The 17543-nt window shown below is 65.1% G+C and carries 17 protein-coding genes; 11 read left to right on the forward strand and 6 right to left on the reverse strand.

Annotated elements, in window-relative coordinates:
* The first annotated feature begins 1 nt into the window (after window position 1).
* Both TabM4_RS19270 and TabM4_RS19275 read left to right on the forward strand, forming a co-directional pair.
* A complete protein-coding gene (locus tag TabM4_RS19270) occupies window positions 2-274 on the forward strand; it encodes a YciI family protein (protein ID WP_434616253.1) in 273 nt (90 codons plus the stop codon).
* Window positions 274-687, forward strand: coding sequence for an EVE domain-containing protein (locus tag TabM4_RS19275; protein ID WP_434616256.1), 414 nt, complete (start codon window positions 274-276; stop codon window positions 685-687). Before TabM4_RS19270 ends, TabM4_RS19275 begins: the two co-directional genes overlap by 1 nt.
* Before the next feature lie 219 nt (window positions 688-906).
* On the opposite strand, the gene TabM4_RS19280 is transcribed toward TabM4_RS19275, so the two are convergent.
* Complete coding sequence (locus TabM4_RS19280; protein ID WP_434616259.1) at window positions 907-1248, reverse strand: DUF2853 family protein; 342 nt, start codon at window positions 1246-1248, stop codon at window positions 907-909.
* A gap of 176 nt (window positions 1249-1424) precedes the next feature.
* On the reverse strand, window positions 1425-2813 hold the full coding sequence (gene ahcY / locus TabM4_RS19285; RefSeq protein WP_434616262.1) for an adenosylhomocysteinase: 1389 nt from the start codon (window positions 2811-2813) through the stop codon (window positions 1425-1427).
* Between the two features lie 108 nt (window positions 2814-2921).
* On the opposite strand from ahcY, the gene TabM4_RS19290 reads away from it, so the two are divergent.
* The gene (locus TabM4_RS19290; RefSeq protein WP_434616265.1) at window positions 2922-3545 is read left to right on the forward strand and encodes a hypothetical protein; all 624 of its coding nucleotides are present in this window, start codon (window positions 2922-2924) and stop codon (window positions 3543-3545) included.
* On the opposite strand, the gene TabM4_RS19295 is transcribed toward TabM4_RS19290, so the two are convergent.
* Window positions 3515-3652 (reverse strand): hypothetical protein, encoded by a 138-nt coding sequence (locus TabM4_RS19295; RefSeq protein WP_434616268.1) that lies wholly within the window; start codon window positions 3650-3652, stop codon window positions 3515-3517. The genes TabM4_RS19290 and TabM4_RS19295 overlap by 31 nt on opposite strands.
* A 98-nt stretch (window positions 3653-3750) precedes the next feature.
* Here TabM4_RS19295 and TabM4_RS19300 point away from each other — a divergent pair, with 98 nt between their 5' ends.
* Window positions 3751-4626, forward strand: coding sequence for a LysR family transcriptional regulator (locus tag TabM4_RS19300; RefSeq protein ID WP_434616270.1), 876 nt, complete (start codon window positions 3751-3753; stop codon window positions 4624-4626).
* Here TabM4_RS19300 and TabM4_RS19305 read toward each other — a convergent pair whose 3' ends face one another.
* The 3 genes from TabM4_RS19305 to TabM4_RS19315 all read right to left on the reverse strand — a co-directional run bounded on the left by TabM4_RS19305 (window position 4627) and on the right by TabM4_RS19315 (window position 6249).
* Window positions 4627-4941: an H-NS family nucleoid-associated regulatory protein gene (locus TabM4_RS19305; RefSeq protein ID WP_434616273.1), complete on the reverse strand. Its 315-nt coding sequence runs from the start codon at window positions 4939-4941 to the stop codon at window positions 4627-4629.
* 69 nt (window positions 4942-5010) lie between these two features.
* Window positions 5011-5565 carry an ActR/PrrA/RegA family redox response regulator transcription factor gene (locus TabM4_RS19310; protein ID WP_434616276.1) on the reverse strand — a complete coding sequence of 185 codons (555 nt, stop codon included), beginning with the start codon at window positions 5563-5565 and terminating at the stop codon, window positions 5011-5013.
* A 72-nt stretch (window positions 5566-5637) separates the two neighbouring features.
* Window positions 5638-6249, reverse strand: coding sequence for an SCO family protein (locus TabM4_RS19315; protein ID WP_434616278.1), 612 nt, complete (start codon window positions 6247-6249; stop codon window positions 5638-5640).
* Window positions 6250-6358: 109 nt separating this feature from the next.
* On the opposite strand from TabM4_RS19315, the gene regB reads away from it, so the two are divergent.
* The 7 genes from regB to addA all read left to right on the forward strand — a co-directional run bounded on the left by regB (window position 6359) and on the right by addA (window position 17499).
* Window positions 6359-7747: a sensor histidine kinase RegB gene (gene regB / locus TabM4_RS19320; protein ID WP_434622177.1), complete on the forward strand. Its 1389-nt coding sequence runs from the start codon at window positions 6359-6361 to the stop codon at window positions 7745-7747.
* 503 nt (window positions 7748-8250) lie between these two features.
* A complete protein-coding gene (locus TabM4_RS19325) occupies window positions 8251-9006 on the forward strand; it encodes a PAS-domain containing protein (RefSeq protein WP_434616281.1) in 756 nt (251 codons plus the stop codon).
* Window positions 9007-9064: 58 nt separating this feature from the next.
* A complete protein-coding gene (tsaE, locus tag TabM4_RS19330; RefSeq protein ID WP_434616284.1) occupies window positions 9065-9529 on the forward strand; it encodes a tRNA (adenosine(37)-N6)-threonylcarbamoyltransferase complex ATPase subunit type 1 TsaE in 465 nt (154 codons plus the stop codon).
* Window positions 9529-10545, forward strand: coding sequence for an aminoglycoside phosphotransferase family protein (locus tag TabM4_RS19335; protein WP_434616287.1), 1017 nt, complete (start codon window positions 9529-9531; stop codon window positions 10543-10545). Before tsaE ends, TabM4_RS19335 begins: the two co-directional genes overlap by 1 nt.
* A complete protein-coding gene (locus TabM4_RS19340; protein ID WP_434616290.1) occupies window positions 10521-11213 on the forward strand; it encodes a nucleotidyltransferase family protein in 693 nt (230 codons plus the stop codon). Before TabM4_RS19335 ends, TabM4_RS19340 begins: the two co-directional genes overlap by 25 nt.
* Complete coding sequence (gene addB, locus TabM4_RS19345) at window positions 11213-14197, forward strand: double-strand break repair protein AddB (RefSeq protein ID WP_434622179.1); 2985 nt, start codon at window positions 11213-11215, stop codon at window positions 14195-14197. Before TabM4_RS19340 ends, addB begins: the two co-directional genes overlap by 1 nt.
* On the forward strand, window positions 14194-17499 hold the full coding sequence (gene addA / locus TabM4_RS19350) for a double-strand break repair helicase AddA (protein ID WP_434616293.1): 3306 nt from the start codon (window positions 14194-14196) through the stop codon (window positions 17497-17499). Before addB ends, addA begins: the two co-directional genes overlap by 4 nt.
* Window positions 17500-17543 lie beyond the last annotated feature (44 nt).

Raw genomic sequence — 17543 nt, forward strand, 5'->3', positions numbered from 1 at the left:
CATGCGCGTCGCCCTGATCTGTATCGACAAGCCAGGTCACCTGCACATCCGTCAAGAAAATCGGCCTGCCCATCTGGAACATATCCAATCCTCCGGCATCGTTGAAATGGCAGGCCCCTTTCTGTCCGAGTCAGGCGAAATGGCGGGTTCTCTCGTGATCCTTTCGGTCGAAACCCTTGATCAAGCCCGAGACTGGGCAGCGAACGATCCCTATGCCAAGGCTGGGCTCTTCCAATCCGTCGATATCCGCGAATGGAAGAAGGTCATTGGTTGATGGCCTACTGGCTTTTCAAATCCGAACCCGACGTGTTCGGCTGGCCTCATCAGATCGCCAAGGGGGATGCGGGCGAAGAATGGACCGGCGTTCGCAACTATCAAGCGCGCAACAACATGCGGGCCATGAAGGTTGGGGATCTGGGCTTCTTCTATCACTCCAATATCGGGAAAGAGATCGTCGGGATTGTCGAGGTGATCCGTGAAAGCGCTCCGGACAGCACGACAGATGATCCGCGTTGGGATTGCGTGATGGTTAGGGCAGTGAGGGCTCTTCCCAAACCGGTGACTCTGGAGGTCTGCAAGGTCCAACCCGGCCTTGAAAACATGGCGTTGGTCAAAAATACCCGGCTCTCTGTGCAGCCTGTGACCGCCGAGGAATGGGCCATCATTTGCCGGATAGGCGGACTGTAGCCCCTTCGCCGCAACACGACGAAAATGGAGGGCCCCGCACCCCATCGGAACCCTCCATCCACCCCACGCACTCCCCATGCACCGTGCGCGATCTGAAAAGGGTTCCGGGCATCCTGCCCCGCAAGATGACTTTGCCCGAACCGTCAGGTCCGGGCAAAGGAATAGTCGCTCACATTTTACCGGTCCGCCGCGTCCCGCTGGATCGGCCCCGGCAGGATATCAGGCGTAGGCCTTTTCCTTCCCGAAATGCTTGACCAGCATGTAATAGACCACCGGGCGATACTTGTTCCGCTCCGACTTGCCATAGGTGTCGATCACGGCGTTGATCGCCTCCATCAGGGCAGGGGAGTCCGCAAGTCCCAGCTTCTTCATCAGGAAGTTGGTCTTGACCCGCTCCAACTCTTCCTTGTCGCTTGACGCGACGGTTTCACTGTCTGCGCTATAGATGGCAGGACCGCAGCCGATGGTGACCTTCTCGAGCAACGCCATGTCCGGCGTCATCTTGCACTTGGTCTTCAGATCTTCGGCATATTTCGCGATCAATTCGGCTCGCTTGCTCATGGTCTTCAATCTCTCCCTGAATTCCGGCGATTGTCCGTACGCCTTGATGAAAGCTTACGGGCGAAAGCGGAGGCCGCAACCGCTTTGTTGCCGAAACGCGCATCGAACTTGAAGCACAGGCAAGAAAACACCCGCCGACCGGCGGTCGGCGGGTGCCCGTCATCCCTGATGCGGGATCAATAGCGATAGTGTTCCGGCTTGAACGGGCCTTCCGGCTTCACGCCGATGTAGGCCGCCTGATCCGGGCGCAGTTCCGTCAGCTTCACCCCGATCTTCTTCAGATGCAGGCGCGCGACCTTCTCATCCAGATGCTTGGGCAGGATATAGACGCCCGGAGCATAATCCTGCCCCTTGGTCCAAAGCTCGATCTGCGCCAGCACCTGATTGGTGAAGGACGCCGACATGACAAAGGACGGATGCCCCGTCGCGTTCCCAAGGTTCAACAGACGCCCTTCGGACAGCAGGATGATGCGGTTGCCCGAGGGCATCTCGATCATGTCCACCTGTTCCTTGATGTTCGTCCACTTGTGGTTGCGCAGCGCGGCCACCTGAATCTCGTTGTCGAAATGGCCGATGTTCCCGACGATCGCCATGTCCTTCATCTCGCGCAGATGCTCGATGCGGATCACGTCCTTGTTGCCGGTCGTGGTGATGAAGATGTCGGCCGTCTTGATCTCATCCTCAAGGATCGTGACCTCGAATCCGTCCATCGCCGCCTGCAGCGCGCAGATCGGATCGACTTCCGTCACCTTCACCCGCGCACCGGCACCGCGCAAGCTGGCCGCCGACCCCTTGCCCACGTCGCCATAGCCGCAGACCACCGCAACCTTGCCTGCCATCATCGTGTCGGTCGCGCGGCGGATGCCGTCCACCAGCGATTCCTTGCAGCCGTACTTGTTGTCGAACTTCGACTTCGTGACCGAGTCATTCACGTTGATCGCGGGGAAGGGCAGGGCGCCATTCTTGTGCAGCTCGTACAGACGATGCACGCCGGTCGTCGTCTCCTCCGACACGCCCTTGATCGCCGCCTTGGTCTTGGTGAACCAGCCGGGGCTCTGCTTCATGCGCTTGTAGATCTGCTGCTTGATGACTTCTTCTTCTTCCGACTGCGGCACGGGCAGGATTTCCTCGCCAGCCTCGGCACGCGCGCCCAGCAGCACGTAAAGCGTGGCGTCCCCGCCATCATCGAGGATCATGTTCGCGCCTTCCGGGAACATGAAGGACCGATCAAGGTAATCCCAATGCTCGGTCAGGGTCTGACCCTTCACCGCGAACACGGGAATGCCACCCGCGGCGATCGCGGCGGCAGCGTGGTCCTGCGTCGAAAAGATGTTGCACGAAGCCCAACGCACATCCGCACCCAGCGCGGTCAGCGTTTCAATAAGCACCGCCGTCTGGATCGTCATGTGAAGCGACCCGACAATCCGCGCACCTTTCAGAGGCTGCGAAGGCCCGAACTCCTCGCGGCAGGCCATCAGGCCCGGCATTTCCGTTTCCGCGATGGTCAGTTCCTTGCGTCCGAATTCGGCAAGCGCGATATCCTTGACGATGTAATCCTGCGGCATGTGCCGTTGCTCCTTGAACCTTTGTTTGGGCGCGCAGATAGCACGGGATGAGGCCATCGACAATGGAACGGTGGTTCATGAAGGTTACCAGGGGAAGGCCGATCAACCATGAAACAACCCCGCGCATGGCAACGCATGCTGTCTGGCCGCAGGCTCGATCTCCTGGATCCCACGCCCGTCGACATCGAGGTGGAAGACATCGCCCACGGCCTTGCCTTCGTCGCACGCTGGAACGGGCAGACGCGCGGGGACTGGCCCTATTCCGTGGCCGAACACTCGCTTCTCGTGGAACAGATCTTCACCCGCGCCAATCCCGGCATCGCCCCGCGCTGGCAATTGGCCGCGCTTCTCCACGATGCCCCGGAATACGTGATCGGAGACATGATCAGCCCGGTAAAGGCCGCCGTCGGCCCGGGCTACGGCGCGCTGGATGAAAGGCTCACGGCGGCGGTCCATCTGCGCTTCGGCCTGCCCGCCGCCCTGCCTGCTGCCATCAAGAAGGCGATCAAGGCCGCGGACAAGATCTCCGCCTGGCTCGAGGCGGTTCACATAGCCGGTTTTTCGGAAATCGAGGCGGATCGTTTCTTCGGCAAACCCGACGCGCTGATCCTGCGCGGTCTGGAAATCAGGCTGCGTCCGCCCGCGGTCGTGCGGGCGGACTATGTGTCAAGACATGCGGAACTGCTGGCGGCCTGCACGGCTCAACCACCCAGCCGCGACGGCGGCACATAGGGGCCGGGACGTTCCGCCCCGCGCGTGCCATCCTGCGGCGAAGGCTGACGCTTTCCAGGACGCTGACCCGCTGCAAGAAGCAGCGCCTCTGCGATGATCTGTAACATTTTCTACTCCTGTCACTGTCTTTGTGCTGGCAGGAATAGCCGCTTTTGGGCAATGTACCGAGTCAGAAAACTTTCAAAACTGTAAGCCAATCTATCATATGACCACCGACTGGCGCGCCCTTCCCCCGTTGTCCTCCCTCCGCGCCTTTGCCGCGGTGGCCGAACTTGGCGGCTTTTCGCAGGCCGCCCGCGCGCTGAACGTCACCCATGCCGCCGTCGCCCAGCAGGTCCGCGCGCTCGAACAGGCGCTCGACACGCCCCTCGTCGCGCGCGATGGCCGGGGCATGGCCCTGACGGCGGAAGGCCAGCAACTCGCCCAATCCCTCACCGACGGCTTCGGCGCCATCGCGAATGGCGTCGCCGCCCTGCGCGCAGGCGGATCGGACCGCCCGGTCCGCATCACCCTTACGGCCAGTTTTGCCACCCAATGGCTCATGCCGCGCCTCAAGGACTTCTGGGATCGCCACCCCGACATCGCCCTGTCGCTGCATCCTGATGCCCGCGTCCTCGACCTGCGCCGCGACGGCATGGATCTGGGCATCCGCTACGGCAACGGCGATTGGCCGGGCGTCACCGCCCGCTTCCTCGCCCCGGCCCGCATGGCCATCGCCGCCGCGCCCGATCTTCTGGATGGCCGCACCGCCCTCTCCGCGTCCCAGATGCAGGGGATGGAATGGATTCTCGCCCGCGACTGGCCCGAACAGGAGAACTACCTCAAAAGCCTCGGCCTCAGGCCCGAAGCCCTCTCGCGCACGGAATTCGTGAACGAGGACCTCTCCCTCGCCGCCGCCCGTCAGGGCCTCGGTCTTGTCGTCGAAAGCCTTGCCCTGATGGAGGACGATCTGGAAGAAGGCCGCCTGATCCTGCTGCATGACAGCAAGGACAGGTTGCCCGCCTATTTCATCGTCACTCTGCCGGGCCCGCAGCGCGCAGCCACGCGCGCCTTCCTGAAATGGCTGGAACAGGCCGCCTGATCAGATCGCCAGATCAGAGGCCGATTTCCCGGCCGCCATCGCCTCGGCAAACCAGCGCGGCTTGCGCCCACGGCCAGACCACGTATCCGCAGGATTGGCCGGATTGGCATATTTCGCGGTCGCAGGCGCACGTTTCCGCGTCACCGTCGCACCCGTCAATTCCGCCAAGGAAAAGCCAAGCTCCTTGGCCTTTTCTTCAAGTTCCGCAAGCGCGGCCTTTTTCTTGCGGTCCTCGAAACTCGCAATGGCCCGTGCGACTTGCCCCTGAAGCTCTTTCAGTTCCTTCAGCGACATCGAATTAAGATCAAGGCTCATTTCCGCATGCTCCATGAATGCGACATTGCGCCTTGATATTGAATTGGCCGCGATAATTCAATGATCCGATTATTTCGGACTGCGCTTTGCCAGAATGCGCTGTAAGGTGCGGCGATGCATGCTCAATCGCCGCGCCGTTTCCGAAACATTGCGATCGCACATTTCATAGACGCGTTGAATATGCTCCCACCGCACGCGATCCGCCGACATCGGGTTTTCGGGCGGCGCCGGAAGCGTCTCGGTCCGCGACAAAAGCGCATTGGTCACATCATTGGCATCGGCGGGTTTGGAAAGATAATCCGTCGCCCCGACCTTCACCGCCGCCACGGCAGTCGCAATCGCGCCATAGCCCGTCAGAACCACGATCCGGCAATCCGGGCGCCGCTCACGCAGCAGTTCCACCACATCCAGCCCGTTGCCATCCTCCAGCCGCAGGTCCACCACGGCATAGGCGGGCGGGCGCGTCATCGCGATGGCCTTGCCCGCTGCCACGCTTTCCGCCGTTTCTGGAATGAAACCGCGCTTTTCCATCGCCTTTGCCAGACGCTTAACAAAGGGTTCGTCATCATCGACAAGCAGCAGCGTCCGGTCCGGGCCAAGCTCGGCAGTCAGGTCGTCAGCCATCTGGTTCCCCTTCGTTTTCTCTTTTCCTGAAAGGTAGGCGGCTTTCACCGTCCGGTCAAATCCGACGCATCGTCAATGCGTCAGGAAACAGGCCGTCCGTTCCGCCATCTGCTCGGCCGTATCGTCCCGCTTGAAAAAATCGACAAAGCCGACTTCGGGCAGAACCAGATAGGTGAATGTCGAATGATCCATCAGATAAAACTCAGGATCTTCCGAATCCTGTTTTCTGAAATAGGTCTTGTAGGCCTGCGACGCCGCCTTGACCTGTTCCGCGCTTCCCGTAAGCCCAATCATCTTCGGATGCAGGTTCGCCGCGAAATCCCCCACCACATTCGGCGTATCCCGCTCGGGGTCGATCGTGATGAATACCGGCGTCACATCGAAACCGCGCTCTTCCAGAATATCCACGGCCTCCGCATTGCGCGCATTGTCCAGCGGGCAGACATCCGGGCAAAAGGTGTATCCGAAATAGACAAGGCTCGGCTTTGTCAGCACATCCTTGTCCGTCACCGTCTGCCCGGCCCCGTTGACCAACGTGAAAGGCCCGCCGATATCGCCGCCCACGGCGCCGGCGCGGCATTGCGCAAAGCGGTCATCCGAGGATGCGAACTGGCCATAGGCGAACAGGCCGCCCACCATGCCCACCACGGCCGCCGCCGCCAATCCTGCATAAAGCTTCATCATCCCGATATCCTTCCGAACGCTCGCAACCCCTTGGCCTGCGCGCGATTGATCGCCACTTCGGCGGCGCATAACAATGTGCAACTTCGTCACGCAAGAGCAGGATGTCCAGATGATGAACCCCGGCTTCGGCCTCCTCTCGCGCGACACGCGCAGCGATTGGGTCCGTCTGCGAACCCTGATCCTGCTGCGCTGGATGGCGATCACGGGCCAGCTTGCCGCCATCACCGTCGCCGACCGCATCTACGGCATCCAGCTCCCCCTCGGCCTTTGCTATATGGCCGTCGGCGCCTCCATCATCGCCAACCTCATCTCGATCTTCGTCTATCCGGAAAACAAGCGCCTTTCGGAATTCGAGGCGATGCTCACCCTCCTCTTCGACCTGTCGCAGCTCTCCTTCCTGCTTTACCTCACAGGCGGCCTCACCAACCCCTTCGCGCTGCTCATCCTCGCGCCCGTCACCATCTCGGCCTCCGCGCTGGAACTGCGCACGACGCTCCTCCTCGGCGCGCTCGCCATCCTCTTCACCTGCCTCATCGCCTTTGTGAACGTCCCCCTCACCATGGCCGACGGGTCCCGTCTCGAAGTGCCCGTCGTCTTCGAATTCGGCTTCTGGCTCGCCATCGTCATTGGGATCGTCTTCCTCGGCCTCTATTCCCGCCGCATCTCGACCGAGATCCGCTCCATGTCCGACGCCCTCCTCGCCACGCAGATGGCCCTCGCCCGCGAGCAGAAGCTCACCGATCTGGGCGGTGTGGTCGCCGCCGCCGCGCACGAACTCGGCACCCCGCTCGCCACGATCAAGCTGGTCAGCGCCGAGATGATGGAAGAGCTGAAGGACCACCCCTCCCTGCGCGAGGATGCCGCCCTCATCCGCGATCAGGCCGACCGCTGCCGCGACATCCTGCGCAGCATGGGCCGCGCCGGCAAGGATGACCTCCACCTGCGGCAGGCACCCCTCGCCTCCGTCCTGCGCGAAGCTGCCGAACCGCATATGGACCGCGGCAAGACCGTAGACTTCACCCTTCTCCCCGGCCCCGGCGGCAGCGACCGCCAACCCACGATCCTGCGCCGCCCCGAAGTCATCCACGGCCTGCGCAACCTCATCCAGAACGCCGTGGATTTCGCCCGCACCACCGTCTGGATCGACGGCGAATGGACCGACCGCTCCATCACAATCCGCATCGTCGACGATGGCGAGGGCTACCCGCCGCAGGTCATCGGGCGCATCGGCGATCCCTTCGTCCGCTCGCGCCGATCCGCACAGGATCTGGACAGGCGACCTGAATACGAAGGCATGGGCCTTGGCCTTTTCATCGCCAAGACCCTGCTGGAACGCACCGGGGCCGAGCTTTCCTTCGCCAATGCCTCCGATCCCTTCCTCACCCCCGAGGAACGCCCCGAGCGCTGCGGCGCGATCGTCGAACTGGTCTGGCCCACAACAGCGATCGTCGCTCCTAAAACTGGACAACTCGGCGACAATCTTCGCTTTGAAGCGTGACGCACCATGGCATTGCGGCGCGCAGCCAGCATTGGCCGGATCGCACGCTGCTCAAGTCTCTCAGTTAACAATTTCTTAAGGTTACTCCTCCATAGGTTGCACGTCTCCGGATTGGTGGAACCGATTTGCCATTTCAAGCCACGCCCTTTCAGCTTGTCTTCGTCGCCATTCTGGGCGGCGCTCTTTGCATCATCCTGCTTGTTTGGCGTCCCAGCCTTACCATCAGATGGAAGTTTGGCGGTTTCTTGCGACGGCAAACCGTAGACGATGCGATGGTGCCAATCTGGCGAACAAACAAGGATGGGCGTGTCCTTTGGTCAAATCGCGCCTACAGGGCGCTCTGGTCGGAAGGTGATCCTCCCACTGAAACGGGCCGCATCACCACCACATCGAACGGAGCCGTCCGGTATTTCGAGATCAACCAACAGAATGGGCTTTCGCTTGCGTTACCGATAGACAGGCTCGTTCAGACAGAGAATGACCTGCGCGATATGGTGCAGGCGATGGCCAAGACCTTCGCCCAGCTTTCCACGGGACTTGCCGTGTTCGACAAGCACCGCAACCTGCAAAGCTTCAACCCCGCACTCTCCGACCTGACTGCCCTTCCGCCGGAGTTCCTTTCGCGCCGTCCCTCTCTGGCTGCGGTTCTCGACCGGATGCGCGATCGAAACATGATCCCCGAACCTGCAAACTGGAAGGACTGGCGCCGCCAGATCGCGGCCATGGAGCGCGCCGCCGCGCATGGCCACTTCGAAGAGGTGTGGTCACTTCCGGGGGGTCAGACCTACCGTGTCACGGGACGCCCCCACCCCGATGGATGCCTCGCGCTGATGATCGACGACATATCGTCCGAGATCATCCGCAGCCGCAGATACCGCTCCGAACTGGAACTTTGCCAGACCGTTGTCGATACGATGGATGACGCGATTGCAGTCTTCGCCTCGACGGGTCAGCTCGTCATGACAAACGCCGCCTACGGGCAGCTCTGGGGTCACAACCCCGGCGGCAATCTGGCCACCACAAGCATCCGGTCGATGGCGGAACACTGGCGGAGACTCTGCCCCCCGACCACCCTCTGGTCAGAGGCCGAAGAGTATCTGACAAGTTTGGAACAACGCGATCCGTGGCGAACCGAGGTTCGGCTCCTCGACGGGCGCCTCATCGAATGCAATTTCTTTCCCCTGTCAGGCGGTGCCACCTTGGTGCGCTTCCATGGCTCCAGACGCAACGCTGCGCCGTTGGCCATCGCCAAGGCCTGATCCGCCCCGCCCCTTCGTTGCGCTTGCGGTGGCGAAAGGGGCAGATAAAACTGCCAGCATGACCGTATCGCCCCAAGACCATGCGATCTTCCTGCCCGACGAAGAGGCCACCTCGGCCCTCGGTTCGCGGCTTGCTGAACTCTTGCAGGCCGGAGATACCATCCTCCTCGAAGGACCAATCGGCGCGGGCAAGTCGCATCTCGCCCGCGCTCTGATCCGTACAAGGCTGGGCAGGATGGAAGATGTCCCCTCGCCCACCTTCACACTCGTCCAGACCTATGACGCCGATCCGGACATCTGGCACGCGGACCTTTATCGCCTTGGACATCCGGACGAGGTGCTGGAGCTTGGTTTGGAAGACGCCTTCGCCAGCGCGATCTGTATCGTCGAATGGCCTGACAGACTTGGCGTCTACACTCCGGACACCGCCCTTCGTTTGCGCCTTGAGGCTTCCGGCGAAGGGCGCATCGCAAGGCTTTCCGGTGGACGCCCCGGCCTGCTCACAGCGCTCGGCCAATCTTGATGAAGAGCCGCGCCGCTCTGTCCCACGCGTTCCTCCAGAAGGCCGGATGGGGCGATGCGTCACGCCGTTTTCTCGCCGGGGATGCGTCGGATCGAACATATGACCGCCTGCACAAGGCAGGAACCTCCGCGATCCTCATGGACGCGCCGCCCGGAACGGGGGAGGACACGGTCACCTTCGTCTCCATCGCACGTCACCTCACCTCCGTCGGCCTGTCATCCCCGGCAATCTATGCCGAAGATCACACCAACGGTTTCCTTCTGCTGGAAGACCTTGGCGATGCCCTCTTCGCTCGCCTCCTCCTCTCCGATCAAATCATGGAAGGGGAACTATACGCCGCCGCGACCGACGTCCTCGTTCACCTGCAATCCCACCCCGCCCCCGAGGCTCTGCCCAACCTGTCCGCCACCGACTGGGCCGAGGCCGCAGGCTTCGCTCTGTCGTGGTATGCCTTCGCAGCCACGGGCGACGCGCCGGACGAGACGGGGTTTCAATCTATCCTGACAGGCCTGATGCGGCGGCATGCAGATGCCCCACGCACCATCGTCCTGCGCGACTACCACGCCGAAAATCTGCTCTGGCTCCCGCATCGGAAGGGCTGCGCCCGTGTCGGGCTTCTGGACTTCCAACTCGCCCAGATGGGTCAGCCGGGATATGATCTCGTCTCGCTCCTGCAGGATGCCCGCCGAGACGTCTCTCCGGCAACCGAAACCGCGATGATTGCCCGCTTCTGCACCGCAAAGGGGATTGATCCCGCGGAATTCGCGCCCGCCTACGCCACCCTCGGCGCCCAGCGCGCCCTCCGCATCCTCGGCATCTTTGCCCGCCTCTGCCTCAAGGGCGGCAAGCCGGGCTACATCCCCCTGATCCCCCGCGTCTGGGGCCAGCTTCAGCGCAACCTCGCCCATCCCGCCCTTGCCGATCTGGCCCGCATCTGCCACGACCTCCTGCCCGAACCCACGCCCTCCAAGCTGGAAAGGATCACCGCCCTATGCGGCCGGCACCCCCACCGCTGATGCTCTTCGCCGCGGGCCTCGGCACCCGCATGGGCGCGCTGACCGCGACGCGGCCCAAACCGCTGATCGAAGTCGCGGGCAAACCTCTCATCGACCACGCGCTGTCCCTCTGCGACGGCGCAGGCATCACCCGCATCGTCGCCAACACCCATTACCTGCCCGACCAGATCGAACGCCACCTCGCCCCCCGCCGCATCCCCATCTCGCGCGAGGAACCCCGCATCCTCGAAACCGGCGGCGGGCTTAAACGCGCCCTTCCCCTCTTGGACGGCAACCCCGTCCTGACGCTCAACACCGATGCGGTCTGGACGGGCGACAACCCCCTGACGCAACTCCTCACCGCATGGGACGGCGCGCGGATGGACGGCCTCCTCCTCCTCCTGCCGCCCGGAAAGGCCACAGGCCACACAGGCACCGGCGATTTCCTGATGGATGCCACGGGCCGCCTCACCCGCGCCAAAGGCGCCGCAGGCCCCGTCTACCTCGGCGCGCAGATCATCCGCACCGAGGGGCTGGCCGATATCGAAGACGAAGCCTTCTCCCTCAACCTCCTCTGGGATCGCCTCATCGCCAAGGGCCGCCTCCACGGCCTCATGCACAATGGCGGCTGGTGCGATGTCGGCCGCCCCGAAGGCATCTCCCTCGCAGACTCCCTCCTGTCCCCATGATGTTCCCCGAACCCGGCCCCCGCCTCTTCCACCTTCCCCCCGGCGTCGATTTCGCGCCCGCCCTCGTCGCCGGTCTCCGCGCCCGACTGGCCGACGCACCACCCGAGGCGATGGCCCGCGTCACCCTCTACCTCAACACCAACCGCATGCGCCGCCGCGTGACCGAAGCCTTCCTCGCCACCGGCCCCGGCATCCTCCCCCGCCTCCGCGTCCTGACCGACATCGCCGAAAGCCTCCCCCTCGCCGGCCTCCCCGCCGCCGTCTCCCCTCTCCGCCGCCGCCTCGAACTGACACAACTCATCGCGGGCCTCCTCGACCGCCAGCCCGACCTCGCCCCCCGCGCGGCGCTCTATGACCTTGCCGACAGCCTCGCCACGCTGATGGACGAAATGCAGGGCGAAGCCGTCGCCCCCGCCACCATCGCCGCGCTCGACGTCTCCGACCATTCCGCCCACTGGGCGCGCACCCGCGAATTCCTGCGCATCGTCACGCCCTTCTTCACCGGGACAGAGGCACCCGATGCCGAAACCCGACAACGCCTCGCCGTCACCCGCCTGACAGACCTCTGGGCCAGCAACCCGCCCCAAGACCCCGTGATCGTCGCAGGCTCAACCGGATCGCGCGGCACCACCGCCGCGCTGATGCAGGCCGTCGCCGCCCTTCCCCAAGGCGCGCTCGTCCTTCCCGGCTTCGACACGCACATGCCCGCCCCCGTCTGGGACCGCCTCGACGACGCCATGACCGGCGAGGATCACCCGCAGTTCCGCTTCCGCCGCCTGATGGACCGCCTCTCCGTCACCCCCGACGCCATCCACGCATGGACCCAAGCCCAACCCCCCGCGCCGGATCGCAACCGCCTCCTCTCCCTCTCCCTCCGCCCCGCCCCCGTCACCGATCAATGGCTGGCCGAGGGTGCAACGCTCCCCGACCTCCTTCCCGCCACCGAAACCCTGACGCTCGTCGAGGCGCCCACCCCCCGCGGCGAGGCCCTCACCATCGCCCATATCCTCCGCAAGGCGGCCGAGGACGGCACCACAGCCGCCCTCATCACCCCCGACCGCATGCTCACCCGCCGAGTCACCGCCGCGCTCGACCGCTGGGGCATCACCCCCGACGATTCCGCAGGCCGCCCCCTCGCCCTCTCCGCCCCCGGTCGCCTCCTGCGGCATGTCGCGGCGATCTTGGGCACCAAACTCACCTCCGACGCGCTGCTGACGCTCCTCAAACACCCGCTCGCCTTCACCGGGGCCGATCGCGGCACGCATCTGAAACACACCCGCGACCTCGAACTGAAGATCCGCCGCGACGGCCCCGCCTTCCCCACGGGGGCCGACCTGCTGCACTGGGCCGCCGCCCGCGAAACACGCCGCATCGAAAAGGGCCAAGACGCGGACGACCTCCCGCTCTGGACCCGCGCCCTCGCCCCCCTTCTCGACACCGCCGCCGCCGTGGCGGAATCCCCCCTCGCCACCCTGACCGCCACCCACCGCACCCTGACCGAGGCCTTCGCCCGTGGCACCGCCCCCGAAGGCTCCGGCGCGCTCTGGGAAAAGGAGGCAGGCGAAGAAGCCCTCAAACTCATGGACAGCCTCGCCCGTGAGGCCGATGCAGGCGGCACCCTCAACCCCGCCGCCTATGCCGATCTCTTCGACGCCGTCATCGCCCGGGGCGAGGTGCGCGAAACCGTCACCGCCCATCCCGGCATCCTCATCCTTGGCCCGCGCGAGGCCCGCGAACAGGGCGCGGACCTCGTCATCCTCGCAGGCCTGAACGACGGCGCATGGCCCCGCCTGCCCGACCCCGACCCGTGGCTGAACCGCCGGATGCGCAAGGATGCGGGCCTCCTCCTCCCCGAACGGCAGGTCGGCCTCTCCGCCCATGACTACCAGATCGCCGCCGCCGCCCCCCGCGTGATCCTCACCCGCGCCACCCGCGATGCCGAGGCCGAAACCGTCCCCTCCCGCTGGCTCAACCGCCTGACGAACCTGATGGATGGCCTGCCCGAAAAGAACGGCCCCGCCGCGCTCAAGTCCATGCGCCAGCGCGGCAACGACCTCCTCGCCCTGACGGCGGCCCTCGAACAACCCAGCCCCGCCCAACAGGCCGACCCCCGCCTGAAACCCGCGCAGCGCCCCTCTCCGCGCCCTCCGCTGGACCAGCGCCCGAAAGAGTTGTCCCTCACCCGCATCAGCCAACTGATCCGCGACCCCTACGCGATCTACTGCCGCCACGTCCTGCGCCTGAAACGCCTCGACCCGCTGCGCCACGAACCCGACGCCGCGTTGCGCGGGCAGATCCTCCACAAGATCCTAGAAACCTTCGTCAAGGAACGCCCCGCTGGCGAAACCCTCCCCGCCGCCAAGTCGCGCCTCATGGAAACCGCCCGCGCCACGCTCACCGACATGGTCCCCTGGCCCGCCGCCCGCGCCCTCTGGCTCGCCCGCCTTGCCCGCGCCGCCGATTTCTTCCTCTCCATCGACGGACGCGATGCCGGAACCCCCGTCATCCTCGAACAGGCGGGCGGGGTGGACCTGCCCACCCTCAACTTCCGCCTCACCGGCACGCCCGACCGTATCGACCGCCTCCCCGACGGTCGCCTGCATATCCTTGATTACAAAACTGGCACGCCCCCCACCCAAGCCATGCAGAAGGCCTTCGACAAACAACTCCTCCTCGCCGCCGCCATGGCCGAACACGACGGGTTCAAGGGGCTGGAAGCGTCCGAGGTCGCGCGCATCACCTATGTCGGCCTCGGCTCCTCCCCCAAGATCGAAGAAACCGAAATCACCCCCGCCATCACCGCCGAAGTCTGGGAAGGCCTGCACGAACTCATCGGCCATTACGCGCACGAGGCCGCAGGCTACACCGCCCGCCGCGCGGTGCAGAAGGAACGCTTCGAAGGCGACTACGACCACCTCTCGCGCTACGGCGAATGGGACACGACCAGCCACCCGAAATCCCAACCCGTGGGGGGCGCGAAATGACGCAATCCGCCTCCGAACGTCAGGTTCAGGCCGCAGAACCCGCCTTTTCCACATGGCTCTCCGCCAATGCGGGCTCCGGCAAGACCCGCGTGCTGACCGACCGCGTCGCCCGCCTGCTTCTGGGTGGGGTGGAACCCCAACACATCCTCTGCCTCACCTACACCAAGGCCGCCGCGACCGAGATGCAGAACCGCCTGTTCAAGCGCCTCGGTGAATGGGCCATGAAACCCGACACCGACCTGCGCGCAGCCCTCTCCGAACTTGGCGAAGGCGCGCGGATCGACGCCGACACCCTTGCCAAGGCCCGCCGCCTCTTCGCCCGCGCCATCGAAACGCCCGGTGGCCTGCGCATCCAGACCATCCACTCCTTCTGCGCCAGCCTCCTTCGCCGCTTCCCGCTGGAGGCAGGCGTCAGCCCGCAATTCACCGAACTCGACGACCGCACCGCCCGCCTCCTGCGCGACGAGATCGTCGAGGAACTGGCCGACACCATCGCTCCCGACATCATCGCCACCCTCGCCCGCGCCTGGACGGGCGAGGATTTCGGCTCTCTCGTCCAGCAGATCGTCGGCAACCGCGCCCGCTTCGCCGAACCCCTCACCCCCGAAACCGCACGCCGCCTCTTCGGCCTGAAACAGGGCGAAACCGTCGAAACCCTGCTGGCCGACACTTTCCTCGGCGACGAATCCGCATGGATGCCCGACATCCTCGCCGCCCTGCGCGCCAAGGGCGGCAATGACGAAAAGGCCGCCGCCAAACTCGCCCCGCTCGACCTCGCCACCCCCACCCTCGCCACCCTCGCCGTACTCGAAGACTGCTTCCTGACGGGCGCCAAGGCCAAGGAACCCTTCACCGCCAAGATCGGCACCTTCCCCACCAAGGACACGCGCACCGCCCTCGGCCCCATGCTCGACCGGCTCGAAAACCTCATGCGCCGCGTCGAATCCGCCCGTACCACCCGCTGCGCGCTCAACGCCATGGACCGCGCCCTCACGCTCCACCGCTTGGCCGCCGCCTTCCTGCCCCTCTACGAACAGCGCAAGGCGCAACGCGGCTGGCTCGACTTCGACGACCTCATCACCCGCGCCTCGAACCTCCTGAACGACCCCTCCGTCGCCGCATGGGTCCTCTTCCGCCTCGACGGCGGCATCGACCATATTCTGGTGGACGAGGCGCAGGACACCTCGCCCGAACAATGGCGCGTCATCGAATCACTCGCCGCCGAATTCACCGCAGGTTCCGGCGCGCGCGACGTCGACCGTACCCTCTTCGTCGTGGGCGACAAGAAGCAGTCCATCTATTCCTTCCAAGGCGCCGACGTCGCCGCCTTCGACGCCAAGCAATCCATCTTCCGCGCAAAATTCCACGCCGTCCAACGCGCCTTCCAGTCGCTGGAACTCGAACACTCCTTCCGCTCCTCCCCCGCCATCCTGCGCGTCGTGGACGAAACCTTCGGCGACCGCTTCCCCGCCGCACTCGGCGGGCGGTCCAGCCACATCGCCCACTGGTCCGACCTTCCGGGTCGCGTCGACCTCTGGCCGCTGATCGAAAAGGCCGACGGCGCGGGCGAAGACGACTGGCGCAATCCCGTCGACCTCATCACCGAAGAACACCACACCGCCCGCCTTGCCGCAAAGATCGCCGACGAAATCCACAACCTCATCACCGCAGGCACCGCCATCCCCGACAAGGGAACCACCCGCCCCCTCCACGCGGGCGATTTCCTCATCCTCGTCCAACGCCGCTCCGAACTGTTCCAAGAGATCATTCGCGCCTGCAAGGCGCGCGGCCTGCCCATCGCCGGGGCCGACCGCCTGAAACTCGGCGCGGAACTCGCGGTCAAGGACATCACCGCCCTCCTCTCCTTCCTCGCCACGCCCGAAGACGACCTCTCCCTCGCCGCCGTCCTCCGCTCCCCCCTCTGCGGCTGGACGGAATCCGAACTCCATGCCCTCGCCCAACCGCGCAAGGGATATCTCTGGGAATCGCTCCGCGACCGCGCCACCGACTTCCCGCAAACCCACGCCATGCTGACCGACCTCCGCGATCAGGCCGACTTCCTCCGCCCCTATGACCTGATCGAACGCCTCCTCACCCGCCACGACGCCCGCCGCCGCCTGATCCAGCGTCTTGGGCCAGAGGCCGAGGACGGCATCGACGAACTCCTCTCCCAAGCCCTCACCTATGAACGCGGCAACGTCCCCAGCCTCACGGGCTTGCTCGTCTGGCTCTCCACCGACGAAGTCGAAGTCAAACGCCAGACCGACAGCGAAGGTCACCGCATCCGCGTCATGACGGTCCACGGCTCCAAGGGGCTGGAAGCCCCCGTCGTCATCCTCCCCGACACCTGCGACCGCACCTCCCGCGACCGCGACGAAGTGGTGGATGTGGACGGCACCCCCGGCTGGCGCACCCCGGCGGACGAAAGCCCCGCCGCCATCGCCGCCGCCCGCGCCACCCGCCAGCAACGCGAAGCCGAAGAACGCCTCCGCCTCCTCTACGTCGCCCTCACCCGTGCCCGCACATGGCTCATCATCTGCGGGGCAGGGGAGGCGAAGAAGGAAGACGCATGGTATCGCCTCGTCGAACAGGGGATGCAGGCCGCAGGCACCGAAACCCTCCCCGGCGGCATCCTGCGCCATGCCTTCGGCACATGGCCCGCGCCCGTGACGCAGGCCACGCCCACCACCACCCTTCCCGCATTGCCCGCATGGGCCACCGTGCCCGCCGCCACGCCCGCGCGCCCGCTGCAGCCGCTCTCTCCCTCGAACCTTGGCGGGGCCAAGGCCCTCCCCGGCGACGGTCTGGACGAGGAAAGCGCAAAGGCGCGCGGCACTGCGCTCCACCTCCTCCTCGAACACCTCCCCACGGTCCCCGCCGCCGACCGTCCCGCCCTCGCCGCCACCCTGATCCCCGACGCCGCCCTCCGCGCCGATATCCTGCCCGAGGCACTTGCCACCATCGCCGCCCATCCCGCGCTCTTCGCCGCCGACACACTGGCCGAGGTGGTCATCACCGCCGAACTCCTTGGCCGCACGCTCTCCGGCACCATCGACCGCCTGATCGTCGCCTCCGACCGCGTCACCGCCATCGACTACAAGACGAATCGCACCATCCCCGCCCGCCCCGAAGACACGCCCGACGGCATCCTCCGCCAGATGGGCGCCTATGCCCGCGCCCTGTCCCAAATCTACCCGGATCGGCAGATCGAAACCGCCATCCTCTGGACGCGCGAAGCCCGCCTGATGCCCCTCCCTCCCGATATCGTGAGTGCGGCACTCTCCCGCACCACGATCCCTTGACGAGTCCCCCGCCCATCCCTAGCTTCGATGGCCGACATTCCATT

Origin of the sequence: Tabrizicola sp. M-4 (genome assembly GCF_051132405.1) — a bacterium.
GTDB lineage: Bacteria > Pseudomonadota > Alphaproteobacteria > Rhodobacterales > Rhodobacteraceae > Paragemmobacter.